Below are 26,817 nucleotides of genomic sequence, written 5' to 3'. Positions count from 1 at the left end.
GGGCCTCGCCCCGATCGCGGCCGGCCGGACCGCGACGTTCCCGGCCATCTCGCCCGTCAGAACGTCAGGCCGTGCCGCTCGAGGATGCGCTGCGTCCCGTCCGGGTCGGCGTCGCACTGGTAGGGGGCGGCCATGTCGGCGAGTTCCTCCGGCGTCGGTGGCTCCTCGAGGCTCCCGAGCCACCGGAAGAACTGCTCGAGCCCCGCGGGTGAGATGAGCTCGAGCACCGCGGCCGGCTCGTCCCCTGCGTTCCAGAACGTGTGCCACTGGTTCCGCGGCTTGAAGACGAGGTCGCCCGGTTCCGCGACGACCTCGTCGTCCCCGAGGACGGCGCCGATGCGCCCGAAGAGGACGTAGGTGTACTCGTCCTCCCGGTGGTGACGGTGCAGCGGAGCGGCGAGCGTCCGCGGTGCGAACAGGTGCTGGACGAGGGCGAAGCGACCGCCGGCGTCCTCGCCGTCGATCAGGAAGCGGTCACGGACTCCGGCGGGGTCGCCCATGACCACGCCGTCCGCGGCCCTGAGGATGCGCGGTGCCGAGGGGGCGACTGGCCGGTCGTTCATCGTCTGCTCCTCGATGGAGGGCGGGCGAGCACGGTACTGCCGCAGGACCCCCGCACACGGACGTGCAGGGATCAGAGCCACGCCTCGATCGCGTCCAGCTGCTCGTGGGTGAGCCCGGTGTACAGCTTCGGTGCGACCACCAGCACGTGCGGGTGCGCGGCCAGCCAAGCGCCGGTGTCCTCGGCCTGCTGGGCCAGGTCGTCGTCGATCCAGACGATCCGCCGGTCCGGCTCGGCCTCCGCGACCGCCTGCGCGGCGGCCAGCTTCCACCAGCCCGACGCACCGTCGAGCACGCCGAGGAACCCGGTCGCCGCGGCACCCTCCCGGGCGTGCACCCGCAGCCCGGGCGGCAGGCCCATCGGCCCGGCCAGCAGCCGGTCGGCGTCCCCCGCCCACGTGGTCAGCCACCGGATCTCCACCCGCCCGGACTCGTGCAGCTCGCGCAGCCGGGCGGTGATCGTCGGGTCCCACGACAGGACGTACCCGTTGAACGTGCCCCGCGCCCAGCCCTCGGGGAGATCGACGCACGCCGCGTTGAGCACGCCGTCGACGTCGAGCAGCAGGATCGGGACGTCGTTCGTCGAATCCACTGCACACGTCCTCCGGCCGATGACACCAGCGGTGCGAGCATCCAGTACCGACGCGGTGACGGCGCGGTGACGACCCCGTGACACAGGCGGTTGCAGGCTGCCGCGATGGCGACCCAGCCCCGCATCCGCAAGAGCATCGACAGTCTCACGCCGGGCGAGCTCGCCGACTACGAGCACGCCTTCGCCCGGCTCAAGGCCATCTCGGACGCCGATCCCACCAGCATCGACGGGCTGCAGTACTTCGCCGACCTGCACAACACGATGCTCGGCCCGTGCGAGCACGCCAACGACACCTTCCTGCCGTGGCATCGCGCGCACCTCTTCCTCTTCGAGGAGGCGCTGCGGCGCTCGGACCCGCCCCGGACGTCGAACGTCACGCTGCCCTACTGGGACTGGTCGGCCCTGCCGAGCGGTGTGCGGTTCCCCAAGGCGTTCGAGGACGAGAACTCGGTCCTGCACCACGCGCTCCGCAACGACGACCCGGTGTGCCGCCCCGACTCCGCACCGGGGTGTCAGGCGTTGCCGTTCCCGCGGGCGTACCTCGAGGAGCAGGTGCTCGCCAAGCCTGACTGGTCGACCATCGACCCCGCGCTGAGCTCGACGAGCTTCGGCGGCCACACGGGCGGGCAGATGGACTGTCAGGGACAGTTCGGCGAGGGCTTCGGAGCCCTCGAGCAACCCGCGCACAACGCGATGCACGACGGGTTCATCGGCGGCACGATGGCCGACCCCGGAACGGCGGCCGAGGACCCGATGTTCTTCTCCTTCCACTGCTACATCGACCTGCTGTGGGCCCAGTGGCAGGAGCGGTTCGAGACCGGCACCGATCTCGACTGCCGGCTGTGCGGCCTGTTCAAGGACCGTGAGCACCTCGAGGAGAACCGCTTCCTCGTCCGGGACACGCTCGACACCGAGAAGCAGTTCGGCTACGTCTACGACTACGTGCCGGGGGAGGCCCCGCCGCCGCTCCCCGACGTCGACGGCGCGCCGTTCCGGGTGCACCCCGCGCTCGACGTCGTACCGAGCGCCCGCCGCGAGCCGGCGCTCGTGCGCACGCTCGCCTTCTCCGTGCCGCAGCCCGGTCTCGAGGAGGCGGTGCTGCGACTGGGCGACGTCCACGTGACCCTGCCCTTCTCCTACGGCGCCGACGTGTACCTCACCCGCGCCGGGGAGGAGCTGCACACGATGGACCGGGAGTTCCGGCAGCGGCACCTGGCAGACGTCCTGTACTTCTGGCGCTCCCACCACGCCCACGGGCACACCACCCACGACGTCACCGTCGATCTCGGCCGCGTCCTGACCGCGCTGGCCGGCGCGCACGCCGGCGAGGAGTGGCAGGTGTCGGTGGCCCTCACGCCCACTGCCGGCGGCCACGAGCACGGCCCGGCGGAGGCGGCGGCAGGGCCGTCCGACGCCGCCTCGATGGTCGACTTCGGCGACCTGACCCTGCGCGTCCGCTGAGAGCGCGGGATGACGACGCCGGAGCGGCCGCCGGTCTTCGAGCTGCACATCCGCCCGCTGTTCCGGCTGCTCGACCGCGCGCACATGCTCAGCCAGGTCACACCCGGCATCGACCTGTGGGACCTCGACACGGTGTGGGGCGCGCGCGAGCAGGTCCTCACCCGGTTGCGCGGTCAAGGGAGCCAGAACATGCCGGGTCTCCCGGTGGGAGGCCCGTGGCCGGCGGAGTGGATCACGCTCTTCGAGCGGTGGCTCGCGACCGGCTCGGCCACCGCCCCGGGGCACCACCTCGTCCTCACGAGGCCGGACCAGGGCTACGAGCTGAAGACGCTCGGCGGGGACCGGCGGCGGTTGTCGGCGATCGTCACCGCGCCGACCGAGGGGTGCCGGGTCTGGTTCGAGCTGGAGTCCGTCGCGACCGGCCAGCGGAGCTACACGCTCTACCTGGAGCCGGCGTTCCCCGATCAGCCGAGTGACCCGACCCCGCTGAGAGCAGCCGAGACCCTCCTGCGGAGCGAGGTGGAGCGGGTGGTCGTCCGGGACGCGGACGGCACCCGGGAACTGGTCGTGCCCTGAGAACTCCCCGCGTTCCTCGCGTTGACCTTGATGTGTCGCAGCTCACGGCCGAACACCTGGGCACGGGTCCGCGCGCGGACCACACCGCCTCCGCGGAAGGGCTTCGGCATGACCACAGCAGACCTCGTCTCCATCGCGTCCGACAACGCCGTCACCCGGCGCGAACGGCACCGGCAGTCCCGCTACCGCGAGCTCGTCCTCGGGCTCCCGGCGGGCCAGGACGCGCGCCGGCGCACCCTCGGCAACTACCTGGCGCCGGACGAGTGGCGGCGCAACTTCCTCAGCGAGGAGGCCGCCGAGTACGCGTGCAGCCGTGCCGACGAGGTGTCGCGCGAGGGTGGCCGGCTGGAGAAGAACCGGCTGTTCACCAACATGCTCAGCTCGATGCCGCTGTGCTTCAGCGTCTTCGGTCACCTCCGCGCGCACCCGCGGTCCGCGGTCGCCGTCCTCAACGACCTGCTCGGCCTCGACCTGGTCGGGCTGGTCGGGATCGACGTCCGCGGACGGCGGATCGCGGGGATCGAGTGTGAGTGGGCGCCCGACCGCCGCGACCACCTCCGGGACGGGACCGCGTTCGACGCGGTGGTGGCCGGCCGGCTGGCCGACGGGCGCAGCCAGCTGATCGCCGTCGAGACGAAGTACGTCGACGGCTTCAGCCGGGACCCCGCGAGCGAGGCCGCCGACGAGAAGTACGACTGCTGGTGCCGGACGTTCGGCATGGCCGACGGCGCCTTCGCCGAGCTCGGCGGGCACGCCACGCGGCAGCTGCTGCGCAACGTGCTCCTGGCGGAGAGCGTGCGCCGGGGCGGACGGGCCGGCGGTGGGCCGGTGTTCGACGAGGCCGTCACCGTCGTGCTGGCCCGGGACGACGACGCGGCGGCGCGCGACGCCGTCGACGCGGTCGCGGGACAGCGCCGCCGGATGCGCACCGCGGTGCGGCACGTCGGCCACGGCGAGCTGGCCGACGCCGCGTCCCGGGTGGACGAGCTCGGCACGTGGGCCGCCGAGTTCCGCCGTCGCTACGTCGCGGACTGCTGACCGTCCGGGCCTGACCCAGCGTCACGTGCGGCCGCGGTCGTCCACGCTCCCGGAGGACATCGGCCTCCGATCGGTGGGGAGAGCGGGCGATCGCCGTTCGCCGGGTGTTCTCCTGGGGCACGGCGGGCTCCTGCCCGCCGTCCTCAGCAAGGAGCCCGCCATGACCGACCGCGACCCCGGATCGTCCGTCGGCGAGGGCGGAAGGGCGCTGCAGGGCGCCGGGTGCGGCAGCTGCGCCGCCGGCCACGGCGTGCACCCGCGCCGGGTCCAGCTGTGCGACGGCGGTCCGGACGACGACTGGGCCGCGGTCGTCGTCATGGGCGCCGTCGGGGACCTCCTCACCGTGGCCGCCGGCGAAGAGCTGCGGCGCTACCGCAACCACGACGCCGGGCGGCTCACGCAGCTGGTCGACGAGGTCGGTTCCGACGCGCTGCTCAACCGCAGGTACGGGCTCCTCTTCCTCCGCACCTGGCCGCGCGACGCCGGGGCGGTGTTCTCGCTGCAGTCCGCCGACCAGCCACCCAGTCCCTGCCGCGAGCCGGGAGCCCGCTGACCACCGACTCCCTCATCCGGAGGAGGCGAGCAGCGGACTCCCTGCTCACCGGCAGGTAGCGCCCCCACCCTGGGCCCGTGGCCGGACGCCGTCCCCTCCTGGACCACCGGCTCCGCCGGGGTCTCGCTGCGCTGTGCGCGTCCGGGGTGGTCCTCGGCGGCCTCGCCAGCTGCACGACCCCGATGGTGACCGCGGCGGCGGACAGCCACGTCGCCACCGACGGCAAGGCGGCCGCCGCGACCGACGTCCCGGAGGCGACCGGGCCCTCCGCGAAGGCCGAACTCCGGACGGTCGACGCGGCGCCGGTGCTGGCCGGCGTCGAGGCCGCAGCGGCGGGCGCCGGCGGAACCGTCTCCGTCGTCGTCCTGGACGCCGACGGGGACCGGCTGCTCGCCAGCGCGGACGCCGGCCGGCCGGTCTCCACCGCGTCGCTGGTGAAACTGCTCGTGGTCACCCGGCTGCTGGCGCTCGACGAGAGCGGTGCCCTGACCCTGCCCGACGAGGACGTCGCCCTGGCCGAGCGGGCGATCGTGGGGTCGGACGACGCCGCGATGAGCCGGCTGTGGGACCGGTACGACGGGCCCGGGCTGGTCACCGACGTCGCCGCGGAACTGGGGCTCACCGCCACCGCGCCGCCGTCGATCCCGGGTCAGTGGGGCCAGGCGACGACGAGCGCCACGGATCTCGCCGCCGTCCTCGCGGCGCGCGGGCAGCTGCTCGACCCCGGGGACGCCGACCGGCTCCTGGGCTGGCTGCGGTCGACCTCGGCGACGGCCGCCGACGGCTTCGACCAGCGGTTCGGCCTGCTCTCGAGCGGCACCGGCGCCACGGGGCCGGTGGCGGCCAAGCAGGGCTGGATGTGCTGCGTCGACGGGCGCCGGCAGCTGCACTCGGCGGGCGAGCTCGCCGACGGGCGGGTGGTCGTCCTCCTCGGCGACTTCCCGAGCTCGACGTCGTGGGCCCGCGCGCGCGACTCGCTCGACGCCGCGGCTGCCGCCGTCCTCAGCGGGATCGGCTGACCGCCGCGGTGCCCCGGCCGTCAGCAGACGGCCGGGGCACCGCGAGGCGTCAGGCGACCCGGCGGGCGCCCGAGTAGCTCGGCATCGAGTCGAGGTTCACCACGGCGACCGGCTTGCTGGCGGTCGAGGCGTGCACCATCTGGCCGTTGCCGATGTACATGCCCACGTGCGAGACCGGGCTGTAGAAGAACACCAGGTCACCGGGCCGGAGGTCCGACTTCGCCACCGGGGCGCCGAAGCCCGCCTGCGCCCGCGAGGTGCGCGGGATGGAGATCCCCGCCGCCTTGTAGGCGAAGCTCGTCAGCCCCGAGCAGTCGAAGGAGTTCGGGCCGGTCGCGCCGTACACGTAGCGGTCGCCCACCTGGGCGAGCGCGGTGTCGACCGCGGCCTGGGCGGCGCCGCTCGACGCGGCGGCCGGAGCAGCGGCGACGGCAGCGCCCCCACCACCGTCCCCACCGGTGTCAGCCGTTGCCGGCAGGGGGGAGAGCGCGATACCGGCACCGGCGATGACGGCGACGGCGATCCCACGGAACGTGCGACGTGCAGAGGTCGTGCGTGCAGTCGTCATGGACGACGTGTTCTCCTGTTCTCCACGACCGCCTACCGGGTTAGCTGACGGGTTCGGACGGGGGAGTCGCCCGGCGCGACGGATCGCGCTTCACCCCAGTGCTGCGGTGGGTCCCCGGTCCGGGCCTCGGTAGACGACCGACGCCCGGTTCGGCGGTGTCCGGCGGGTGCCGCCACGGGTGGGCGACGAGGGAGCCCGCTGGACCGCGCAGAACGCTAAGAACCCCCGCCGGGCGTCGCCATTCGGGGTCGGTGTCGGATCCGGCGGCCGGGGACGCCGCGGCTCGCCGTCCTCACCAGCGGGGACGACGCAGTGTGAGGAGCCGCCCGGCTCCGTCACCGCTGGTCGGCGGTATCCGTACGTTCTCGTCCCCTGCGGGGTGGCACCACCGACTGTCATCGGCGGACGACGCCCTGCCGCCGGAACCCGGGTGGTTGGCCCGGCCGTTGGGCGGGCACGAAGCAGGTCAACCGAACCGAGGAGGAACCCACATGGCCGGCATGATCCGGAAGCTCGTGGCGTCGGGGATCGCGGCGAAGGTCATCCAGGAGGCCCGCAAACCGCAGAACCAGGCCAAGCTCAAGAAGCTCATCCAGGACTTCCAGCAGAAGCAGCAGAAGGGCGGCGGCGGCAAGGGCATGGGCCGCGGCACCGGGCGCTACTGATCTGCTGGCGCAGCGGCCCCCACCCGAGCCCGGGTGGGGGCCGCTGCCGCGTACGGGGCACGCGCCCGCGTGCCGGCCCAGACCGAGTCCGAGGAGTCCCATGACCGTCATCGCCGTCGTCGGTGCCACCGGACAGCAGGGCGGCGCCGTCGCCCGCGCCCTGCTGGACGCCGGTGCCCGCGTGCGCGCCCTCGTCCGCGACCCCGCCAAGGCCCGGGACCTCGCCGACCGGGGCGCCGAGCTCGTCCGCGCCGAGCTGGCCGACCCCGACAGCCTGCGGACGGCGTTCTCCGGCGCGCAGCGGGTGTTCGCCATGACCACCCCGTTCGGCGCCGGCGGGCCCGAGGCGGAGGAGCGCCAGGGGATCGCGCTCGTCGACGCGGCCGCGGACGCCGGCGTGGAGCACGTCGTGCTCAACTCCGTCGGCGGCGCCGAGCGCTCGACCGGCATCCCGCACTTCGAGAGCAAGCGCCGCGTCGAGGAGCACCTGGCCGCGTCGGGGCTGCCGGCGACCGTCGTCCGGCCGGTCTTCTTCATGGAGAACCTGGGCTGGATGGCGGCGGTGCAGGACGGCGAGGTCGTCGTCCGGATGCCGCTGCCGGCGGGCGTGCCGCTGCAGATGATCGCCGTCGCCGACATCGGCACGGTCTCCGCCGACGTCCTCCTCGACCCCGGCCGGGTGCCCGGCGGCAGCATCGAGATCGCCGGTGACGAGCGGACCGGCGAGCAGATCGCCGCCGCCTTCGGCGAGCGGGCCGGCCGGCCCGGCCGCTACGAGGCGGTGCCGCTCGACGGCCTGGACGACGACGCGCGCGCCATGTTCACCTGGCTCGCCCACCCGCCCGCCTACCGCGGCGACATCGAGGCCACCCGCGCGCTGGCGCCCGGCCTGCTGGACCTCCCGGGCTGGCTGGCGACCGGCTGGTCGCCTCGGGAGTGAGCGCGCCGGCCGCCGCGCCGCCGGATAGGCGGCGGCCGGGCACGTGTCCTGCGGGAGCTCGTGCTCTGCCCACGGTGGTGGGCAGAGCACGAGCTTCCCGGGAGACACATGTGCCCCGGGGCGTCAGTCGCCCTTGACGTTGACCACCTGGCGCAGCGTGTGCCGGACCTCGACCAGGTCGGCCGCGTCGGCCATGACACGGTCGATCGGCTTGTACGCGTCCGGGTGCTCGTCGAGGAAGGCGTCCGACCGGCCCCAGGCGATGCCCTTCATCCGCCGATCGAGGTCGGCGCGGGTGAACAGCCGCCGCGCGGCGCCGCGCGAGTGGTTGCGGCCGGCCCCGTGCGGCGCGGACATCAGCGCGTCGGGGTTGCCCCTGCCGACCACCACGTAGGACGCCGTCCCCATCGACCCGGGGATCAGCCCGTCCTGGCCCCGCCGCGCCGAGATGGCCCCCTTGCGGGACAGCCAGACGTCGTGCCCGAGGTGCGTCTCCCGCTCGGTGTAGTTGTGGTGGCAGGAGATCTCCACCTGCCGCGCGACCTCGGTGCCGAGGAAGCGGGACACCTGCTCGGCGACGCGGTCCATCATCTCCGCGCGGTTGAGGAAGGCGAACCGCTGCGCCCAACCCAGCGCCTCGATGTAGGCGTCGAACTCCGGCGTCCCCTCCTCGAGCCAGGCCAGGTCGCGGTCGGGCAGGTGCTCGTCGCGGCAGCGCTGCTGCGCGATCCGGATGTGCTTGGACGCCAGCCGGTTGCCCACCCCGCGCGAGCCCGAGTGCAGGAACAGCCACACCCGGTCGGCCTCGTCCAGCGACACCTCGATGAAGTGGTTGCCCGATCCGAGTGACCCCAGCTGCATCGGCCAGGTGTCGGCGACGCCGTCGGCCTGTCCCACGCCCGGCAGCTCCCAGAGCTCCGCCACCCGGGCGGCCGCGGAGTCGCGCAGCTTCTTGTTGTACCGGCCGGCCGAGAGCGGGACCGCCCGCGAGATCTGCCCGTGCAGCGCGCCGAGGTTGCGCCCGTGGAGGTCGCCGGCCGTGAACTGGGTGCGGACGGCGTCCATCCCGCACCCGATGTCGACCCCCACCGCCGCCGGGATGATCGCGCCCTCGGTGGGGATCACCGAGCCGACCGTCGCGCCCTTGCCCAGGTGCGCGTCGGGCATGAGCGCCATGTGCGGGCGGATGAACGGCATCGAGGCGGTGCGCTCGGCCTGCAGCCGGGTGGTCGGCTCCAGGATCGACGCCCAGTTGAGCAGGCGGTCGCTGATCTTCTCCACCGGGAGGCCCTACCCCGCCGCGGGACCCCCGTCCCGTCGGCTGCGGACGCCCTCAGTCATCGCCCTTGCGGTCGCGATCGCGGTCGCGGTCCCGGCGGCGGTTGCCGTTGCCGTTCCCGTCGCCCTGCTCGGCGGTGGGCTGGGCCTCCGTCGTCGGCGCGGCGGTCGGCGGCGGCGGTGGGGGCGGCGCGACGGCGTGGGTGACGGTGATCGTCGTGCCGACCGGCACCTCGCCGGTGGGGGCGAGCTCCATCACCTGCCCGGCGGGGACGTCGGCGGTCTCGACGGCCTGCAGCACGACCGCCAGGTCCAGGCCGGCCAGCTGGGGTTGCACCTGGCCGACCGGCCGGCCGACGTACTCCGCGGGGTCCAGCCGCACCTGCACGACCGGCGGGGGCGTCGGCGCCGCGGACGTCGTCGGGGCCGGCGTGGTCGACGTCGTCGGCTGACCGGCCGGTGCGGGGTCGGTCCCGCTGTTCCCGAGGACCACCAGCCCCGCCGCCACGGCCGCGACGACGACGAGCGCCACCAGCAGCGGGATGAGCATCCGGCGGCGTGACCGGTCCTCCGGCTCGTCGTCGACGGGGTGGGCGTCGTCCACGGCGGGCCCCGCGGCGGGGACCGCGGCGGGGGACAGCACCTGCGTCACCGGGGCGGGGGGCGCGATCGGCAGCACGAGGGTGTCGGCGCGGTCGGGCTCCCGCCCGGCGGCGGCGTCGTCCACCGCGGCGAGCAGGGCGGCGCCGTCCGGGATCCGCTGGGCCGGGTCCTTGGTGAGGGTCCGCTCGACCAGCCGGCGCACGCCGTCCGGCAGGTCCGGGGGCAGGGGGTCGGGGTCCTCCCGCAGCTGCCGCAGCGCGATGTCCACCGGGTTGGGGCCGTCGAACGCGCGCCGGCCGGCGAGGCACTCGTAGGCCACCATGCCCCAGGAGTAGACGTCGCTGGCCGGGACCGCCTTGTCCCCGCGCACCTGCTCCGGCGCGAGGTACTGGGCGGTCCCGATGACGTGGCCGGTGCGGGTGATCGGCGCGTTGGCCGCCGACCAGGCGATGCCGAAGTCGGTGATCTTGACCGTGCCGTCCGACGCGACGAGCAGGTTGCCCGGCTTGACGTCCCGGTGCACCACCCCGGCCGCGTGCGCGGCGGCCAGCCCGGCCGCGACCTGGCCCAGCAGGGCCAGGGTCCGCTCCGGCGGCAACCGGTGCTCGCGCTGCAGCAGGGTCGAGAGCGGCTCGCCGTCCACGAGCTCCATCACCAGGTAGACCACCCGGTCACCGCCGGCGGGCTCGACCTCGCCGTAGTCGTGCAGGACGGCGATGTTCTGGTGCACGAGCCCCGCGGAGAGCCGGGCCTCGGTGCGGAACCGGGTCAGGAAGACCTGGTTCCCGGTGAACTCGGCACGCAGCACCTTGACCGCGACCTGCCGGCCCAGGACGAGGTCGCGGGCGCGCCAGACCTGCCCCATACCCCCGGTGGCGATGGGGGACTGGAGCTCGTAGCGCTCCTCGAGAACGGATCGGGCCGGGTGCATGCGCCGTCAGACGGGGTCGACCAGGCGCAGCGGCGGGTGCGCGTCCAGCCGCTTCTCCAGCGTCACCCGGTGCCGCCCGTCGGACTCGTGGTGGAAGTCCAGCCGGTCGACCAGTGCCTGCATGAGCGTCAGCCCGCCGCCGGTCTCCAGCGGCGAGCCGTCGATGGCCGGCCGCCCGCCGGGGTCGAAGCCCGCGCCGTCGTCGACGACGCTGATCCGGCAGACGGCGTCGTCGAGCCGCACCTGCACCTCGTACTCTGCGGAGTCCCCGGCGTGCTGGACGACGTTCGCGCACGCCTCGGTCAGCGCCAGCACGATCTCGTCGACCACGTGCTGCGGGACGTGCAGGTGCTCGAGCGCCAGCCGGCACAGCCTGCGGACGAACGGCACGCTGTCCGTGTCGACCGGCAGGCGGACGGTGAAGGCGATGTCCATGCCAGGGTTCCCCTCTCCCGCCCGGCGGCATCTACCCTGCGGTGAGCCAGTGGGACCACGACGAGGAGACCGACCCGTGCTGTTCGACATCGAGCGGACCACGGCCTCCGGTCTACCGTCGCTGAGCGTACGCGGAGAGCTCGACCTGGCCACCGCCCCACAGCTCATGGAGGCCATGGAGTCCCTCCTGTCCCAGCAGCCCCGCGAGATGGTCCTCGACCTCACCGGGACGACGTTCCTCGACTCCTCCGGCGCCCGCTGCCTGGCCTTCCTCGCCCGCCGCGCGGCCGCTGCCGACGTCGCCCTGCAGGTCGTCTGTCCCCGCGAGAACCGTCCCGTGTGGCTGGTCGTCGACCTCCTCGAGCTCCAGTCGCTGGTGCCGATCGCCGAGACGGTCCGGGAGCCCGGGGACGAGGTCGGCCCGTAGGGTCGCCCGCGATGACGCCGACGCCGCCCGACGACAGCCGCGGGAGCATCGCGGCGGCCTGCGCCGACGAGCCGATCGCGGTTCCCGGCGCGATCCAGCCGCACGGCGCCCTGCTGGCCGTCACCGAGCCCGCCCTCGCCGTCGTCATCGCCTCGGCGAACGCCGCCGAGGTGCTCGGCGACGACGCGCGCGAGCTCGCGGCGCTGCTCGACCCCGCCGACCTCGACCGGCTGCGCGCGGGCCTGGCCGGCGACCTTGCCGAGCTCAACCCGCTCCGGGTCAGCGTCGGCGGCCGGGACCTCGACCTCGTCGTCTCCCGCGCGGACGGGCTGCTGCTCACCGAGTGGGAGCCGGTCGCCGGCGCCGAGCAGGCCGGGGCCGCCTGGCACCGCCGGTTGCCCGCGGTGCTGCAGCGGCTCTCGGCCACCACCTCGCTCGACGAGCTCACGGCGGTGCTCGCCAGCGATGTCCGCGAGCTCACCGGCTTCGACCGCGTGATGGTCTACCGCTTCGACGCCGAGTGGAACGGCGAGGTCATCGCCGAGGACCGCCGCGCCGACCTCGAGCCGTTCCTCGGCCTGCGCTACCCGGCCAGCGACATCCCCGCCCAGGCCCGCGCCCTCTACGCCACCAACTGGCTGCGGCTCATCCCCGACGCGACCTACCGCGCCGTCCCCCTGCAGCCGGCCACGCACCCGGCCACCGGCCGCCCGCTGGACCTCTCCGGCGCGGTGCTGCGCAGCGTCTCGCCGGTGCACCTGGAGTACCTGGCCGCCATGGGCGTCGTCTCCTCCATGTCGGTCTCGCTGATCGACGGCGGCCGGCTGTGGGGCCTCATCGCCTGCCACCACACCAGCGGCCCGCGCCGCCCGTCCTACGCCGACCGGGTCGCCGCGGAGTTCCTCGGCCGCACCGCCTCGCTGCTGCTGCACACCACGGTCGAGACCGCCGAGCGCGGGGACGTCGTCGGCGTGGCCCAGCGGCAGGCCGCGCTGGTCGCCGCCCTCGGCCGCAGCCCGCGGCGGCCGGCCGCGGCGCTCATCGAGGGTCCGGTGACCCTGCTCGACCTGCTGCCCGCCGGCGGCGCCGCGGTCCGCCTCGACGGCCGGCTGCACCTGCTGGGCAGCACGCCCCCGGCCGAGCGGGTGCTCGAGCTGGTCCCCGCGCTGCTGGCCACCGGGCAGCCGGCCACCGACGCGCTGGGCAGGGTGGTCCTGTCCGCCGCCGACGTCGCGGACACCGCCAGCGGGCTGCTGGCTGTCGAGGTGGGTGGCGCGCCGGGCGACTTCCTCGCCTGGTTCCGCCCGGAGACCCTCCGCCAGGTCACCTGGGGCGGCAACCCGCACGAGCCGAAGCTGGTCGAGGGCGCCTCCGGCCCCCGGCTCAGCCCGCGCCGCTCGTTCGCCGCCTGGGTGGAGACGGTGCGCGGGACGGCCCAGCCGTGGCGGGACCACGAGGTCGCCGCGGCGTCGGCGCTGGCGGCGCACCTCACCGAGTCGGCCCTGCACCGGGCGCGGGAGGACGACCGGCTGGCCGCCGTGCTGCAGCGCACCCTGCTGCTCGAGGAGCTGCCGCCCGTGCCCGGCGTCGCGCTCGCCGCGCGTTACCGGCCCAGTGCGGCCGACGTCGTCGGCGGCGACTGGTACGACCTCGTGCCGCTGCCCAGCGGCCGGATCTCGATCGTGCTCGGCGACGTCGCCGGCCACGGCCTCGCCGCCGCGTCGATCACCGCCCAGCTGCGGCACGCCCTGCGTGCGCACCTGCTCCGCGACCGCGGGCCCGCCGCCGCGCTGGGCAGCCTCGGCGAGCTGATCGCCGCGCTCCTGCCGGGCGAGCTGGCGACCGCGGTCGTCGCCGAGCTCGACCCGGCCACCGGCGAGGTCGCGGTGGCCAGCGCCGGGCACCCGCCGGTGCTGCTCGCCACCGCGGACGGCGTGCGGCTGCTGCGCGACGGCCGCGGCCCGGCGCTCGGCCTGCAGGAGCACGCCGCCTACGCCGAGGCGCGGGTCCGGCTGACCGGCGCCGACCGGCTGCTGTTCTACAGCGACGGGCTGGTCGAGCGCCGCGACGTCCCGCTGACCGACCGGCTCGACGCCCTGCGCGCCGCGGCCGGCTCGGCCGGAGCCGGCCCCGACGCGCTGCTGGACGCGGTGCTCGCCGCGCTGGACCCGCCTGACACCGACGACGTCACGCTGGTCGGCCTCGGCCGGACCTGATCAGGCCGGCGTCCGGTCCAGCACGTACGAGCCGGGCGCCGCCTCGAGCACCGGGTGGTTCTCGCTGCCCAGGCTCTCGGGCGCGGGCACCTCGTCGCCGGAGCGCGCGATCGTCCAGTCCGCCCAGTGCCCCCACCAGCTGCCGGTGTGCTTCTCCGCGGCCGCCCGCCAGTCCTCGGGGTCGGCGCCGGGCTCGCCGCCGGTCCAGTAGCTCATCTTCGGGTTGCCCGGCGGGTTGACCAGGCTCTGGATGTGGCCGCTGGAGCTGAGCACGAACTCGCTCGGGCCGGACATGAGCCGCGCGGTGCGGTAGCAGCCGGTCCAGGGCGTGATGTGGTCGTTGACCGCGCCGGTGACATATGTGGGCACGGTGATCCGGCCGAGGTCGACCGGCGTGCCGAGGACGGTCTCGCCGCCGGGGCGCACCAGCGTGTGCTCCTGGAAGATCCGCAGGAACTGCTCGTGCAGCGCGGCCGGCAGGTTGGTCCCGTCGGCGTTCCACTCGAGGATGTCGAAGGCGGGCGGGGCCTCGCCCATCAGCCACTGGTTGACCAGGTAGCCGAAGACCAGGTCGTCCGGGCGCATCCAGGTGAAGACGCTGCCCATCGTCCTGGCCGGGATGACGCCGCGGGCCCGCGAGACCCGCTTGGCCAGGCTGACCATCCGCTTGCCGGAGAAGGCGTTGATCGGCGCGGGGCCACTGAAGTCGAGCAGGGTGACGCCGAACGCGGCGCTGTGCACGCTGGTGTCCTCGACGGCGGCCAGGTGGTTGAGCAGTGTGGTCAGCACGATCCCGCCGGCGCAGAAGCCCACCGTGTTGACGTCGGGAGCGCCGGTGATCTGCCGGGCGACGGCGGTGGCACGCCGGATCCGCTCGGCGTAGGTGTCGAGGTCCCAGTGCGCGTGCTCGCGGCCGGGGTTGCGCCAGCTGATCAGGAACACCTGCAGGCCCTGGGCGACGGCGTGCTCGACGAAGCTGCGGCCGGGCCGCAGGTCGAGCATGTAGAAGCGGTTGATCATCGGGGGGACGACGACCAGCGGGCGCTCCCGCACCGTGTCGGTGGTCGGCTCGTACTGGATGAGCTCGATGACCTCGTCGCGGTAGACGACGGCGCCCTTGGTGACGCCGAGGTCGCGGCCGACGGCGAACGCCGAGCGGTCGGTCTGGGCCGGCAGGCCGCCGTTGTGCACCAGGTCGTTCAGCAGCGCCTTCGTCCCCCGGACGACGCTCGCGCCCCCGGTCTCGACGACCTTCTTCAGCGCCGCCGGGTTGCCGAGCAGGGTGTTCGTCGGCGCCGCCGCGCTCACCAGGGCGTTGGCGGCGAAGCGGGCCCGCTCCACGGTGCGCGGGTCGCTGCCGGAGGCCTCGTACCGCTCGACCAGCCGGTCGACCGATGCCGCCCACGCGAGATAGCCCTGCCCGAGCCGCTTGTAGGCCGGGTTGTGCTCCCACGCCGGGTCGGCGAACCGCCGGTCCCTCGGCGCGGGCGCGATGCGGTCGGTGCCGCGGGTGATGTCGACGAGGTCCTTGCCGAGGTGGAGGGCTTCGGCCGCGACCGCGCGCGGCGAGGCGAGCACCCGGGCCAGCCCTCCGGCGGCCACGACCGGGGTCACCTCCGGGAGGTCCTCTCCGCCGTCGACGACGGGCTCGGCCTCGGGAACGGTTCCGGCTGCGGACACGGGCTCTCCCTCGCTGTGGGCACGGTCGCGCTCACGCTAACGACGTGGTCCGGTCGGGAACCGGGCCCAAAGTCCCACGGGTCGAGGGACCGACCACATCCGGGGAGGTGGGCCCGCCCCGGCCCAGGCTCAGCCGGGGCGGCGGGGGGCGCGCCGGCGGCGGGGCGGCTCGCCGTCGCCGGTCGTGGCCCGGCTGCGGGCGAAGGACTCGGCCAGCTCCCGCGGCCAGCCGTCGTCGACCAGCAGCAGGCCCAGCTGGCGACCCAGGATCGTGTCGACGTCCGCGGCCGGCAGCTCGGAGCCGAACACCACCTCGCGCAGCGCCCAGCCGCGCCCGGCGACCGGGCCGGTGGCCACCGCGGCGGCCAGCTTCTCGACGGCGGCGACGTCCATCCGCAGCGCCGCCCACCGCAGGACCGCGGGCAGCCCCGAGACGGGGAGGACGTCGGCCAGCCGGGACAGCCAGCTCACGTCGGCGACGAGCAGGTGCCCGAGCAGCGTCCGGTGCTCGTCGTCCGAGCGGTCGGCGGCCTGCCGCCACTGCGCCTCCAGGGCGTCGCCGACCACCCGGCGCCGGCTGGCCAGCAGCGCCAGCTCCCAGGGGTCGGCGGCCAGGCGCAGCAGCGGGAGGGCCATGCCCAGGCTCAGGGTCTGCTCGACCAGCAGCCCCGGCGCGCGGTCCAGCGTGGCCACGCGGCGGCCGCGGGCCACCTCGTCGGCGAAGGCGGCGGACAGGTCGCCCTGGGTCAGCCCGGCCAGCTGGACGGCGGCCTCGGCCGGGCCCTCGGCGCCGTCGAACACCTCGTCGAGCAGCGCGGTCAGCGCCTGCCCGCGGACCCGCTCGGACACCTCGGGGTGCCGGCCGGCGGCCGCCCGCAGCGCGGACCCCACCCGCGGGTCGGTGCCGGCGAGCGCGATCGTCGTGGCCGCGTTGCCCGCGCGGGCCAGCCAGCCCGGTGCGGCCTCGGACTCCAGCACGCAGGCCAGCTGGTCGGCGGTCAGCGCGGCGGCGTCGCGCTCGGCCCAGGCGTCGGCGAACAGCCAGGCGTCGAGCCGGTGCAGGTCGCCGACGTCGTCCGGGGGCAGCTCGCCCTTGCTCGCCGCCTCCAGCAGGGTGCGGGCGCGCTCGGTGTCGGCGGCGCCCGCGGCCGGGCCGGCGGCGGTGGCGGCCAGCTCGACCGTGACCGCCGCCGCATCGCCGTCGTCGGCCTGCGGGCCGCTGTGCAGCGACACCGGCGCGACCAGTGCCCGCGGCAGGACGTCGAACAGCAGGTCGGCCACCTCGCGGCCGGACGGGGTCCGCCGCGGCAGCCGGCAGCTGCCGGAGCCGGCGGCGAGCCGGGCCAGCAGCTGCGCCAGGCACGGGGTGAGGGGATCGACCTCGTCGGCGGGGAGCGCGGGCAGCGTCCGGCCGGCGGCGGGCACCCTGAGCGGCGGCAGCTCGTCGGTCGGGACGGCGTCCTCGGCCAGGCCGTCGAGGAACCGGCCGGTGCGGCGCAGCGCCAGCAGCTCCCGGACGCCGAGCCGCCCGGCGCCGTCCCACAGCAGGTGCACGAGGTAGTTGCCGGGCCGGCCGAAACCGTCGGCGCTGGCGTCCACCGTGCGGTAGAGCACCCGGCCGCCGTCGCGGTGCACGATCCCGAAGGCCTCGCCGTCGTCGGGCCGGAAGCCGACCAGCGCGCCGAGGGCCTTGCGGGTGCGGCCGACCTCGGCCGGCCAGTCCGCGGACATCGCGAAGACGCCGAAGCCCGGGCCCTCCAGGGTCCGCGGCGCGGACGTGTAGACCGCCTGCGGGCAGGCCCGGCCGCTCATCCCGACCACTCGCGGCGCAGGCCGGAGCCGGTCTCCTCCGGGTCGAGCCCCTCGGCGGAGAGGAAGCCGTGTCGGGCGAGCAGGACGAGCAGCGGGTCCAGGCAGCCGACCGGGGTGATCTCCGGGTAGCCGCCGTCGCGGGCGTCGGCGCCGGTGGCCGAGACCGCGTGCACCGTCGGCCGCGGCAGCCGGCCGAGCACGGCGGTGAGCAGGTTGGAGCCGCCCTTGAGCTCGAGGAAGTCGACCAGCCGAGAGCTGTTGCTCCGGACGTCCTCGAACCAGTGCGACAGCGGTGCGGCGGTGAGGTCGGTGTCGCGCAGCGCCTCGGTCGGGAAGTCGGTCACCCCGCGCAGCTTGTCGGCCTTGCTCAGGACGACCGCGGTGGACACGCCCTCGAGGTGGCTGTCGGGGTGCAGGTTGCGGGCGGTCCGCAGCAGGTTGGCGAGGTTGACCACCATCTGCGTGTGCCGGGCCAGCCCCATCGACTCCTCGCCGGGGTCGGCCAGGTGCCGCAGCCGCGGGAAGACGCCGGGGGAGAGGATCACCAGGATCGACGAGGCGGCGTAGAGGAACTTCCCGTACTGGCCCATGTCCTCGCTGCGGTAGAGCTGCTCGCCGGAGGCGTCGAAGAAGACCAGGTTGAGCGAGCGCTCGGCGCCGTTGCGGCCGGGTCCGCGCAGCACGAGGGTGAACGGCTCGGGCGAGCTGCCCTCACCGAGCAGCGGCAGGGTGAGCGGCAGCTGCCGGCGCTGCACCATCAAGCGGTAGCGGTAGTCGTCGAAGCGGGCCGCGCTGTCCTCGTCCATCTCCACCGAGATGCCGAGCGGAGCCAGCGCGCCCTCGTGCAGCAGGTCGATGAGCACGGTCAGGTAGGTGCTCTTCGACGCGCCGGTCAGGCCGACCAGCCCGACGACGACGGTCGGCCGGTCGAGGTAGTCCGGCGGCAGCCGGTGGCCCCTCGGGCAGGTCGGGGCGACGTTGGCGGCGGCCGCGCCGGCGGCGTCCCTCGGCGTGGGCGCCGGGGCGGACTCGGTCCGCAGCGGCTCGAGGAAGCGCTGCCACCGGGTGCGGCGCTCGACCGGCGGGCGGGTGGGCGCGCCCCGGGCGTCGCGCCACACGGGGGTGGACAGGGGCTCCAGGCAACGGGGGCAAACGCGGCGCCTCATGCGCGGCTCAGCGGACGAAGAGGACGAAGAAGACGAGCGCGGTCACGCAGAACACAACGAGCAGCACGCGCTGGCGCTCCCGGAACCGCTGACGCCGCGCGTCGAGCCGCTGCTGGGCCAGGGCCCGCTCGTACATCCCGGACAACGGACGCCTCCTCAGACCAGCACGTGGTAGACGATGGCCAGCAGCAGACCGGCGACGACCCCGAGCAGCACCGCGACCGCGACCGCCGCCGCGTACCCGGCGCGGGTGTCGGCAACCGCACGCTCCAGCCGGGCCAGCTCGTAGCGCGCCGCCTCGACCAGCGCCCCCACCGACTGCAGGTCGCGCATCGTCGTCCGCGGGTCGGGGATCTGCGACGTCCCGCCCAGCCACCGCGTCCGCTGCTCGACCTGCCGGGCCAGCTGGGCGACGGACGGGCGCTTCTCGGGCGCGAACCTCAGCGCGTGGGTGACGCTGTCGAGCAGGTGCGGCGGCACGTGGGAGAGGTTGAGCCGGCCGGCGCGCAGGGCCAGGAAGTACTCGGAGTCGGGCATCGTGTCGTCGGGGTCGACCGGGTGGACGGCGCCCGCGGCGTAGGCGATGACCATGCCCCAGCTGTAGACGTCGCTGGCCTGGGTGAGCACCGCGCCCTGCAGCTGCTCGGGGCTGGCGAACAGCTTGGTGCCGAGCGCCGCGATGCCGGTGGTCGAGGTGCCCGACGGCGGCTCGGGGCCGACGTAGCGGCTGATGCCGAAGTCGACCAGCCAGACGTCGGTGCCCGAGATGATGATGTTGCCCGGCTTGACGTCGCGGTGGACGACGCCCGCGGCGTGCACGTCCCGCAGCGCGCGGAGCAGGCCGATCGCGATCCGCCGCAGCTCCTCGTCGGTGAGCCCGCCCGCGCGGTGCGCCAGGAACTCGTCCAGCGGTGTGCCCGGGACGTACTCCTGCACGTAGTACGGGGCGTCGGCCTCGAGGTCCTGGTCGACGATGCGCGCGACCCGGCTGCTCTTCACCCGCGCGGCGTTCTCGACCTCGCGGGCCAGCCGCTTGCGGGCGAGCTCGGGGGCGCCGTCCGGCAGCCGCTTGATGACCACGAGCGCGCCGTTCGCCTCGGCCGACCCGACGAACACGTCCGCGCCCTGCCCACCCCGCGGCAGCCGGCAGCGCAGTACGTAGGGGCCGATGCGGTCGGGGTCCCCGGGCTCGAGCAGGTCGATCTGCCGCGTGCCGGCCAGGTCGGCGACGGCCACGGCCGGGTCGGTCGCCTCGTCCACGCTGTGCGGTCCTCCCGGTTCGGCGGCGGGGTGGAGGCCGACGGTAGATGCCGAACCTGGGAACCACCACGGCCCCCGGCGCCCCCTGCCGGACTTTCCGCGCCGGAAGTCCGGGACCTGCCGCAGACTTTCCGCGCCGAAAGTCCGGGACCTGCCGCGGACTTTCCGCGCCGAAAGTCCGCGGCTGGTCCCGTCGGTTTCCGCGGAGGACGAAGGCGGCATCCGTCTGCATGCAGGATGCATGTTCCACTGCTAGAGTGCAGGCGTGCCCGTCTCCATGACGATCCGCGACGTGCCGGACGAGACGCGCGACGTCCTCGCGGCCCGCGCCGCCCGGGCCGGTCAGTCGCTGCAGGAGTACGTGCGCGCGGAGCTCAACGCCCTGGCGGCGCGCCCCAGCCCCGATGAGCTCTGGGAGCGCGTCCGGAACCGGGTGCGCGCGACCGGGACCCGCGTCCCGGCCGAGGTCATCCTCGACCTGAGGGACGCCGACCGGAGGTGACGGTCGTCGTCGACGCCTCGGCGGTGGTCGCGGCGCTGGTCGACGACGGGCCCGACGGCGAGTGGGCGGCCGAGGTGCTGTCGCGCCGTCCCCTGGCCGCTCCGGCGCACCTGTTCGTCGAGGCCTCCAACGTCCTCCGGCGCAGCGTGCTCGCCGGTCACCTGAGCCGCGACGTCGCCACCCTGGCCCACCACGACCTGGCGCAGCTGCGGGTCACGACGTTCGACTTCGAGCCGCTGGCCGCCCGAATCTGGGCGCTGTACTCGACCGTGACCGCGTACGACGCGGCCTACGTCGCGCTCGCCGAGGAGCTGGACGCGCCGCTGGTCACCCTCGACCGGCGGCTCGCTCTCGCGACCGGCCCCACCTGCCGCTTCCTCCTGCCCGACTGACCAAGGGACTTTCGGCGCGAAAAGTCCGTCCCCTCCGTCGATTTCCGCGGAAACCGACGGAGGGGCCCGGGGTCAGGGGGCGGTGAGGTGGCCGGACTCCTGGCGGGTGAGGCGGCCGGCGTCGAGCACCCAGGTCAGCGCCGCCTCGAGCAGCGGGGTGAGGGACGGCGTCCGGCGGCGGTAGCCGAACACCTCCGCCGTCCGCAGGAAGAGCTCGTCCTCGGTCATCCCGGCGCCGGCGCGGCACAGGGCCACCATCGCGTTGCCGACCTCCTGCGGGGCGACGTGCTCCAGCGGCCGGTCGGCGCTGGCCGCCTGGCGCCGGAACGTGTTCCAGCCGTCGCGGTCGACCGTCTCGGGCCAGACGAACTCGCCGTCGAGCGTGGCCGCCGGCAACAGCGCGAGGAGCGCGTCGCGGCGGCCCTCGGTGACGCGGGTGAGGCCGAACGCGCTCGCGGTCAGCCGGGTCAGCCGGTCGCGGTGCACCGGCCCCTCCGCCTTGACCCCGGCGGTGAGCACCCGCTTGACCGTGCGGGCGGCCCGCGGGTCGTCGAGGCTGTCCAGCGCCTTGCGGTCGCCGCCGCTCTTCGGCGCCCAGGGCACGAAGCGCGCCTCGCCGTCCAGTTCCGGGGCAGCGGGGGCCTTCTTCACCGCCCGCCGGGCGGGCTTCGGCGCGGCCTCGGCCACGACCGGCTCGACCACCCCCGGCTCGACCACCGGCGCCTCCACCACCACGGGGGCGACGGCGCGCAGCGGAGCAACCGCCTTGAGCTCCGGCACCACCCCCGGCTCGCCCGCCGCCTCGACGGCGACGGACTCGGCGGGCGCGGCCTCGACGGCGACGGCCTCGACGGCGGTGGACGAGACCGGCTGCGGAAGGGCCGAAGTGGCCACAATGGCCCCGTCGGGGGCGGGCTCGGGGGCAGAAATGGCCATTTCTGCCCTTCGGGGGGCGCCGGACGCCGCATCGACGGCGGCGACCAGGGTGTCGAGAACCGCGGACCGGTCCCGCAGCCAGGTCGGCAGCCACACCCGCTCGACGGCGGGCCAGCGGAGCATCCCGGACAGGACGTCGACGGGCAGCCCGTCGCGGTCGCCGACCGTCCGCCGCCGCGCCCACGCGGGGCCGTCGAGCAGCACGGCCATCACCGGGGTGTCGGGGGCGTCGGCGCGGGCGACCGAGAGGTCCACCCGGAACTCCGAGAGGCCGACGTCGGTGCGCACGACCAGCCCGCGGTCGCGCAGCGCCGCGGCGATCTCGTCGCGGTGGCGGTCGGGGACGGCGGCCGGGCGGGCGTCGCGCGGCAGCGCGTCGGTGCCCAGCGCGGCCAGGTCGAGGTAGGCCCGCAGGTGCTTGATGCCCACCGACGACGTCTGCTCGGCGCGCAACTGCGACGGGTCGAACGACGAGAAGACGACGACCTGCCGCCGGGCGCGGGTCACCGCGACGTTGAGCCGCCGCTCGCCGCCGACCCGGTTCAGCGGCCCGAAGTTCAGCGGCAGGACGCCCTTGTCGTTGACGCTGAAGCCGGTCGAGAAGAGGACGACGTCGCGCTCGTCGCCCTGCACGTTCTCCAGGTTCTTGACGAACATCCCCTCGCCGTCGGTGCGGTCCAGCGCCTCGACCAGCCGGTCGTCGCCGGCGTCGCGCAGCAGGCCCTCGATGTAGGCCCGCTGCTGGGCGTTGAACGTGATCACGCCGATCGAGGGCAGGACGTCCGGGGAGGCGTCGAACCGGCGACGGATCTCCGCCACCACGGCCTTGGCCTCCATCGGGTTGGTGCGCAGCAGCCGGCCCGCGCCCGAGCGGTGGAAGGTGCCGTTGACCCGCACCAGCGCGATGCCGCGACCGTCGACGTCCGCCGAGGGCCGGCCGTGGGTCGGCGCCGGGAAGGAGGAGAGCCGGTTCTCGTAGTAGTTGGCGTTGCTGAACGCGATCAGCGACTCGTCCTGGCTGCGGTAGTGCCACGACAGCCATTGCCGCGGCACGCGCGCCTGCACGCACTCGGAGAGGATCGACTCCTCGTCCTCCACCGCGGTGCCGAGCAGCTCGATCGCGTCGTCCTCGGCCGACCCGGACGACGGCTCGGCGAAGGACGTCGGCGGCATCTGCCGGCTGTCGCCCACGACCACGGCCGCCTTCGCCCGGCCCAGCGCGCCGACCGCGTCGGCCACCCGGATCTGCGAGGCCTCGTCGAAGACGACCAGGTCGAACAGGCCCGCCTCGGCCGGGAAGAACCGCGCCACCGAGTCGGGGCTGACCAGCACGCAGGGCATGACGGCGGTGATCAGCTCGCCGTACTGGGCCAGCAGCCCGCGCACGCCCAGGCCGCGGCGGGACTTCGCCAGCTCCCGCTGCAGCGCGCCCACCTGACCGTCGCCGCCGGCCGCGTCGAACGGCCGGGCCGACAGCACCGAGCCGGGCAGCGCCGTCCGCAGGTGCTCGCGCACCGCGCGGGAGGCCCCGGTGAACCGGCCGATGGCCTTCTGGTGCGCCTCGGCGTCGAAGCCGTCCAGCCCGGAGGCGCCGCGGCGCTCGCCCACCGAGGTCAGCGCGAGGCCGTGCTCGAACGCGCGGACGGCGTCCTCGGCGGGCAGGTCGCCGCTGACCAGCAGCGCCCGCGCCTCGTGCAGTCCGGCGGCGCGCAGCGGCTCCAGGGTGTCGATGAAGTCGGCCCATCGGCGCAGCGACATCAGCCCGGTGTGCTCCACCCCGCGCTCGGGGCGGGTCATCTGCCAGCGCAGCACCAGGCCGTCGTCCCCGGCCCACTCGGCCAGCCGGGCCGCGTCGCTGCTGCACACGCGCAGCAGGGCGGTCACCGTGTCGCGCAGCCGGGCGACGGCCACGCCGGCCGCGGCGTCGGGGCCCGGGCCCTGGACGACGAAGCGCCGCAGCGCGACGGCGAAGTCGCTGGCGCTGTCGACGGCGGCGCCGGCCCGGCGCAGCCAGGCCACCTGCCCGTCGAGCAGGGTCGGCTCGACCAGCGGGTTCCAGGTGCGCGGCACGTCCAGGCCGGGGATGACCGAGGCGCGCCCCACGAGGGTGCCGGCCGCGGACTGCACGCGCCACAGCTGCGCGGTGAGCTCGGCGACGTCCCGGAGCTTGACCTTGACCCCCGGCCGCAGCACCGGCCGGAGCTGGTCGCGGACGGCGCGCAGCCCGCTGCGCCGGGCGAACCAGCGGGCGGCCTGGGCGGTCTGGGCGGCGACGTAGAGGTCGGCCAGCGGCAGCTCCAGCGCGGCGGGGGTGGCCAGCTCCAGGCCGGGGTGGACGGCGGCGGCGAACGCGGCCACCTCGCCGAGCACGGTCGTCGTCGCGTAGGTCCAGCGCTCGGTCGGCACCTCGTCGAGGACGTCGAGCGACGCCGCCGGGCCCGACAGCAGGTGGGCGAGGGAGTCGAGATCCCCGGGCGTGCGCACCTCGCGCAGCGCCCGGGCCAGGTGCGGCTCGGGCGGCAGCGCCCGGATCGCCTCGTCCACCGCGGCCGCGGTCTGCTGCGCGGCGAGCAGGTCGACCCGCGCGGTGTCGACGAAGGCCCACGCGTGCTGCCGCGAGGGCCGGACCAGGTCGGCGAGGTCGGGCAGCAGCGCCACCGCCCGGCGCACCGCGGTCATCGTCTCCTCGGAGGCGGCGGCCACGAACGCCGCGGGCAGCGGCAGCGAGGGGACGCCGTCGCGCACCGCCAGCACCGCCGTCCGGGCCGAGTAGAACGACAGCCCGGCGGCGTTCTGCGCGTGCAGCCGGTCGGCGTAGCGGGCCAGGGTGCGGCGCGCCGCGCGGAGGTCCGCGCTGTCGGCGGCCAGGCCCTGCTCGTCGACGGCGACCGCGTGCTCCAGCGCGGACTTGATCTGGGCGCGCACGACCGCGGTCTTGCTGCCCTTGTCGTGCAGGTCGAGCGCGAACGGGCCCATGCCGACCGCGTCCAGCCGGCGCGCGACGACGTCCAGCGCGGCCCGCTTCTCGGCGACGAACAGGACCCGCTTGCCGTCGGCGACCGCGCGGGTGAGCAGGTTGGTGATGGTCTGCGACTTGCCGGTGCCGGGCGGGCCCTCGAGCACGAAGGTGCGCCCGGCGGCGGCCTCGGCCACCGCGCGCAGCTGCGAGGCGTCGGCCGGCACCGGGCACCGGGTGGCCAGCTCGTCGAGGTCGACCCGGCCGGCGGTGTCCGGCGTCGGGTCGGTGAACGGCGCGGTCGGCTCGTGCACGAGGTGGTGCACCAGCGGGTTGGCCGCGAAGTCGACCCAGTGCTCGTCGAGGTCCTTCCAGAGCCGGTACTTGGCGAACTGGAGGACGGCGAGGTCGGCGGTCGGCTCGACGCGGTGGGGGAGGTCGGCGTCGGCGAGCGCCTGGCGCATGGCCTGCAGGGCGCGGTCGAGGTCGATGCCGGCGCCGTCCTCGGCCGGCTCGGTGAGCCCCGGGACGGACAGGCCGTGCACCTGCCGCAGCTTCTCCAGCAGGCAGTAGTTCGGCGTGCTGGCGCCGGTGTCGTCGAGCGTCAGCCGGTAGACGCCGTTGCGGCTGGTCGGGGTGAGCGCGACCGGGACCAGCACGAGCGGGGAGCGCAGCGGCCGGCCGTCGAGCTCCCACACCAGGCTGCCCAGCGCCAGGTAGAGGTTGTTGGCGCCGGTCTCCTCGCGGACCGTCTTGGCCTTGTAGGCGAGGTTGCGCAGCCGCGGGAGGTAGCCGCCCTCGGTGACGTCGGCGTGCACCGACCGGCGCTCCAGCAGCACCTCGGCGAGCTGCTCGGCGGGCAGCTCGGCGGCGGAGCGCAGCCCGCGCTCGCGGTGGACGGCGGCGATCCGGTCGCTGGGCAGCAGCGAGATCGCCGTCCCGCCGTGCAGCAGGTTCTCCAGCGTCGCTAGCTGCGCGGCCGGGACGGTGAGCGGCAGACCGCCGCGCTCGGTGTAGTTGATCAGCCGGTTGCGGAGGCTCAGGTCGAGCAGGCTGTTCTTCCACTGCTGGACGCGGGGCGGGATGTCGGTGCGGCCCGGGACCGGCGGCGCGGGCACCCGCTCGACCGGCCGGGCGGCGACGCTGTGCACCGCGGGGTGGTACTCGAACAGCTGCACCGCGCCGTCCAGGCCGCGGGTGCGGGCCGGCAGCGGGATGATCCCGTCCCGCCGGGCGCGGTGGACGTCGGTGACGCCGAGGACGCGGTCGAGGTCGCCGGTGAGCCACGGGCTGTAGGCGGCCCGGTGCAGATCGGCCTCGCCGGCGCGTGCGCGGCTGGTGAGCAGCGTCGTCTCGACCAGCCGGATGAGCCCCAGGTCGACGAGGTTGACCAGCGGCGCGACGTCGGTCGTGGCGGCGCTCTCCGCGCCGCGCTCCTCGCGCCAGTAGCCGAGGAAGGCGTGGCCCTCGGCCAGCCACAGCAGCGGCCGGATGCCGGCCTGCTCGAGCGCCGCGGCGAGGACGACGACGGTGTCCAGGCAGGTGCCGACCCGCCCGTCGAGGACGTCGCCGGGGGTGCGCACCTTCTGGCCGACGTCGGCCCAGCTGGCCGGGGGCTCGCTGTAGCGGATGGCGCGGCGCTGCATCGCCTCGGTGAGCGCGGCGACGATCTCATCGACCCGCTCGGGCCCGGACTGGTAGCCCTGCACCGACGCGCTGCCGGTGCGCTCCTCCAGCAGCCGGCTGGCCTCGCCGATCAGCGCGGTGACCGCCGGGTGGTTGGGCATGACGTGCGCGGCGAGCATCTCCATCGCCAGCGGGACCGGTGCGGCCAGCCACTGGTTGGCGGCCAGCACCTGGACCGGGACGGCGGTGCCGCCGACGTCCTCGCCGTCCACCAGCAGGTCGATCTCGATGGACCCGGGCCGCTGCTCCTCGATCTGCAGCATCGCGGCGGGGTCCATCACCAGGTCGACGTCGTTGAGCACCGTCGTCTGGCCGGCGTCGAGGTCCACGAGCAGTTCGACCGGGCTGCCGATCGGGCCCTCCGCGTCCTGGACGCCGAGCCGCACCGTCGCCCCGCGGACGGCGCCGCCGTGGTTGGTGAACGCCAGCCGGCTGACCACCGGGACCCGGTTGTGCGCCAGTGCGTAGCTGAGGACGGGGGTCGAGGTCGCCTGGATCGCCACGGCCGGCCGGGTGCTGGTGTCGGTGGCCCGGAGGTCCGTGGTGCTCATGGCGTCCTGTCTA

Annotated in this window: 23 protein-coding genes and 1 riboswitch; of the genes, 11 read left to right on the top strand and 12 right to left on the bottom strand. The window is 75.2% G+C overall.

What is annotated here, in order from left to right; all coding sequences use genetic code 11:
* Positions 1-56 precede the first annotated feature (56 nt).
* Positions 57-563, bottom strand: coding sequence for a cupin domain-containing protein (locus MY526_RS08215; RefSeq protein ID WP_436703653.1), 507 nt, complete (start codon positions 561-563; stop codon positions 57-59).
* Positions 564-634: 71 nt separating this feature from the next.
* Positions 635-1,153, bottom strand: coding sequence for an HAD domain-containing protein (locus MY526_RS08210; RefSeq protein ID WP_436691651.1), 519 nt, complete (start codon positions 1,151-1,153; stop codon positions 635-637).
* A 105-nt stretch (positions 1,154-1,258) separates the two neighbouring features.
* On the opposite strand from MY526_RS08210, the gene MY526_RS08205 reads away from it, so the two are divergent.
* From MY526_RS08205 to MY526_RS08185, 5 genes are all read left to right on the top strand, one after another.
* Complete coding sequence (locus tag MY526_RS08205) at positions 1,259-2,614, top strand: tyrosinase family protein (protein WP_436703652.1); 1,356 nt, start codon at positions 1,259-1,261, stop codon at positions 2,612-2,614.
* Between the two features lie 9 nt (positions 2,615-2,623).
* Positions 2,624-3,190: a hypothetical protein gene (locus tag MY526_RS08200; RefSeq protein ID WP_436703651.1), complete on the top strand. Its 567-nt coding sequence runs from the start codon at positions 2,624-2,626 to the stop codon at positions 3,188-3,190.
* Positions 3,191-3,298: 108 nt separating this feature from the next.
* Positions 3,299-4,228: a PGN_0703 family putative restriction endonuclease gene (locus MY526_RS08195; RefSeq protein WP_436703650.1), complete on the top strand. Its 930-nt coding sequence runs from the start codon at positions 3,299-3,301 to the stop codon at positions 4,226-4,228.
* Positions 4,229-4,388: 160 nt separating this feature from the next.
* Entirely contained in the window at positions 4,389-4,781 is a 393-nt protein-coding gene (locus MY526_RS08190) for a hypothetical protein (RefSeq protein ID WP_436703649.1), read from the top strand.
* A gap of 77 nt (positions 4,782-4,858) precedes the next feature.
* Positions 4,859-5,800, top strand: a complete 942-nt coding sequence (locus MY526_RS08185; protein ID WP_436703648.1) for a serine hydrolase — start codon at positions 4,859-4,861, stop codon at positions 5,798-5,800.
* Positions 5,801-5,849: 49 nt separating this feature from the next.
* On the opposite strand, the gene MY526_RS08180 is transcribed toward MY526_RS08185, so the two are convergent.
* The gene (locus MY526_RS08180; RefSeq protein WP_436691659.1) at positions 5,850-6,368 is read right to left on the bottom strand and encodes a C40 family peptidase; all 519 of its coding nucleotides are present in this window, start codon (positions 6,366-6,368) and stop codon (positions 5,850-5,852) included.
* Between the two features lie 13 nt (positions 6,369-6,381).
* Positions 6,382-6,533: riboswitch (cyclic di-AMP (ydaO/yuaA leader) on the bottom strand.
* Positions 6,534-6,859: 326 nt separating this feature from the next.
* Between MY526_RS08180 and MY526_RS08175 the strand changes: the two genes are divergently transcribed.
* Both MY526_RS08175 and MY526_RS08170 read left to right on the top strand, forming a co-directional pair.
* Complete coding sequence (locus MY526_RS08175) at positions 6,860-7,033, top strand: hypothetical protein (protein ID WP_436691660.1); 174 nt, start codon at positions 6,860-6,862, stop codon at positions 7,031-7,033.
* A 100-nt stretch (positions 7,034-7,133) separates the two neighbouring features.
* Positions 7,134-7,973, top strand: coding sequence for an NmrA/HSCARG family protein (locus MY526_RS08170; RefSeq protein ID WP_436691661.1), 840 nt, complete (start codon positions 7,134-7,136; stop codon positions 7,971-7,973).
* A 123-nt stretch (positions 7,974-8,096) separates the two neighbouring features.
* Here MY526_RS08170 and MY526_RS08165 read toward each other — a convergent pair whose 3' ends face one another.
* Genes MY526_RS08165 through MY526_RS08155 form a run of 3 tightly spaced genes read right to left on the bottom strand, consistent with a single transcriptional unit; the run spans position 8,097 to position 11,220 of the window.
* Complete coding sequence (locus MY526_RS08165; protein WP_436703647.1) at positions 8,097-9,254, bottom strand: RtcB family protein; 1,158 nt, start codon at positions 9,252-9,254, stop codon at positions 8,097-8,099.
* A 52-nt stretch (positions 9,255-9,306) separates the two neighbouring features.
* A complete protein-coding gene (locus tag MY526_RS08160) occupies positions 9,307-10,785 on the bottom strand; it encodes a serine/threonine protein kinase (RefSeq protein ID WP_436703646.1) in 1,479 nt (492 codons plus the stop codon).
* 6 nt (positions 10,786-10,791) lie between these two features.
* Positions 10,792-11,220, bottom strand: coding sequence for an ATP-binding protein (locus MY526_RS08155; protein ID WP_436703645.1), 429 nt, complete (start codon positions 11,218-11,220; stop codon positions 10,792-10,794).
* Positions 11,221-11,296: 76 nt separating this feature from the next.
* On the opposite strand from MY526_RS08155, the gene MY526_RS08150 reads away from it, so the two are divergent.
* Both MY526_RS08150 and MY526_RS08145 read left to right on the top strand, forming a co-directional pair.
* Positions 11,297-11,647: an STAS domain-containing protein gene (locus tag MY526_RS08150; protein ID WP_436703644.1), complete on the top strand. Its 351-nt coding sequence runs from the start codon at positions 11,297-11,299 to the stop codon at positions 11,645-11,647.
* An 11-nt stretch (positions 11,648-11,658) separates the two neighbouring features.
* Positions 11,659-13,863: a SpoIIE family protein phosphatase gene (locus MY526_RS08145; RefSeq protein WP_436703643.1), complete on the top strand. Its 2,205-nt coding sequence runs from the start codon at positions 11,659-11,661 to the stop codon at positions 13,861-13,863.
* On the opposite strand, the gene MY526_RS08140 is transcribed toward MY526_RS08145, so the two are convergent.
* The 5 genes from MY526_RS08140 to MY526_RS08120 all read right to left on the bottom strand — a co-directional run bounded on the left by MY526_RS08140 (position 13,864) and on the right by MY526_RS08120 (position 19,781).
* Entirely contained in the window at positions 13,864-15,543 is a 1,680-nt protein-coding gene (locus MY526_RS08140; protein ID WP_436703642.1) for a PHA/PHB synthase family protein, read from the bottom strand.
* Between the two features lie 129 nt (positions 15,544-15,672).
* Positions 15,673-17,355, bottom strand: coding sequence for a hypothetical protein (locus tag MY526_RS08135; RefSeq protein ID WP_436703641.1), 1,683 nt, complete (start codon positions 17,353-17,355; stop codon positions 15,673-15,675).
* Positions 17,352-18,521 carry a TRAFAC clade GTPase domain-containing protein gene (locus MY526_RS08130; RefSeq protein ID WP_436703640.1) on the bottom strand — a complete coding sequence of 390 codons (1,170 nt, stop codon included), beginning with the start codon at positions 18,519-18,521 and terminating at the stop codon, positions 17,352-17,354. Before MY526_RS08130 ends, MY526_RS08135 begins: the two co-directional genes overlap by 4 nt.
* A gap of 7 nt (positions 18,522-18,528) precedes the next feature.
* Positions 18,529-18,666: a hypothetical protein gene (locus MY526_RS08125; protein ID WP_436691670.1), complete on the bottom strand. Its 138-nt coding sequence runs from the start codon at positions 18,664-18,666 to the stop codon at positions 18,529-18,531.
* Between the two features lie 11 nt (positions 18,667-18,677).
* Complete coding sequence (locus MY526_RS08120; protein WP_436691671.1) at positions 18,678-19,781, bottom strand: serine/threonine-protein kinase; 1,104 nt, start codon at positions 19,779-19,781, stop codon at positions 18,678-18,680.
* A 265-nt stretch (positions 19,782-20,046) separates the two neighbouring features.
* Between MY526_RS08120 and MY526_RS08115 the strand changes: the two genes are divergently transcribed.
* Together MY526_RS08115 and MY526_RS08110 are read left to right on the top strand one after the other, a co-directional pair.
* Positions 20,047-20,283: a FitA-like ribbon-helix-helix domain-containing protein gene (locus MY526_RS08115; protein WP_436691672.1), complete on the top strand. Its 237-nt coding sequence runs from the start codon at positions 20,047-20,049 to the stop codon at positions 20,281-20,283.
* Positions 20,280-20,675, top strand: coding sequence for a type II toxin-antitoxin system VapC family toxin (locus MY526_RS08110; protein ID WP_436703639.1), 396 nt, complete (start codon positions 20,280-20,282; stop codon positions 20,673-20,675). The genes MY526_RS08115 and MY526_RS08110 overlap by 4 nt, the downstream gene beginning before the upstream one ends.
* A gap of 72 nt (positions 20,676-20,747) precedes the next feature.
* Here the strand turns inward: MY526_RS08110 and MY526_RS08105 are convergent, their stop codons facing one another.
* A complete protein-coding gene (locus tag MY526_RS08105) occupies positions 20,748-26,804 on the bottom strand; it encodes a DUF4011 domain-containing protein (RefSeq protein WP_436703638.1) in 6,057 nt (2,018 codons plus the stop codon).
* Between the last annotated feature and the right edge of the window lie 13 nt (positions 26,805-26,817).

Origin of the sequence: Geodermatophilus sp. CPCC 205761 (genome assembly GCF_051383655.1) — a bacterium.
Taxonomy (GTDB): Bacteria; Actinomycetota; Actinomycetes; order Mycobacteriales; family Geodermatophilaceae; genus Geodermatophilus.
Note: the sequence above shows the minus strand (reverse complement) of the source record. Positions and strands in the feature narration are given on the sequence as shown.

Coding starts and splice junctions, on each gene's coding strand:
- MY526_RS08155 (WP_436703645.1), bottom strand. CDS start 11,220: ATGGACATCGCCTTCACCGTCCGCCTGCCGGTCGACACGGACAGCGTG.
- MY526_RS08175 (WP_436691660.1), top strand. CDS start 6,860: ATGGCCGGCATGATCCGGAAGCTCGTGGCGTCGGGGATCGCGGCGAAG.
- MY526_RS08205 (WP_436703652.1), top strand. CDS start 1,259: ATGGCGACCCAGCCCCGCATCCGCAAGAGCATCGACAGTCTCACGCCG.
- MY526_RS08145 (WP_436703643.1), top strand. CDS start 11,659: ATGACGCCGACGCCGCCCGACGACAGCCGCGGGAGCATCGCGGCGGCC.
- MY526_RS08105 (WP_436703638.1), bottom strand. CDS start 26,804: ATGAGCACCACGGACCTCCGGGCCACCGACACCAGCACCCGGCCGGCC.
- MY526_RS08170 (WP_436691661.1), top strand. CDS start 7,134: ATGACCGTCATCGCCGTCGTCGGTGCCACCGGACAGCAGGGCGGCGCC.
- MY526_RS08215 (WP_436703653.1), bottom strand. CDS start 563: ATGAACGACCGGCCAGTCGCCCCCTCGGCACCGCGCATCCTCAGGGCC.
- MY526_RS08195 (WP_436703650.1), top strand. CDS start 3,299: ATGACCACAGCAGACCTCGTCTCCATCGCGTCCGACAACGCCGTCACC.
- MY526_RS08180 (WP_436691659.1), bottom strand. CDS start 6,368: ATGACGACTGCACGCACGACCTCTGCACGTCGCACGTTCCGTGGGATC.
- MY526_RS08190 (WP_436703649.1), top strand. CDS start 4,389: ATGACCGACCGCGACCCCGGATCGTCCGTCGGCGAGGGCGGAAGGGCG.
- MY526_RS08160 (WP_436703646.1), bottom strand. CDS start 10,785: ATGCACCCGGCCCGATCCGTTCTCGAGGAGCGCTACGAGCTCCAGTCC.
- MY526_RS08135 (WP_436703641.1), bottom strand. CDS start 17,355: ATGAGCGGCCGGGCCTGCCCGCAGGCGGTCTACACGTCCGCGCCGCGG.
- MY526_RS08130 (WP_436703640.1), bottom strand. CDS start 18,521: ATGAGGCGCCGCGTTTGCCCCCGTTGCCTGGAGCCCCTGTCCACCCCC.
- MY526_RS08200 (WP_436703651.1), top strand. CDS start 2,624: ATGACGACGCCGGAGCGGCCGCCGGTCTTCGAGCTGCACATCCGCCCG.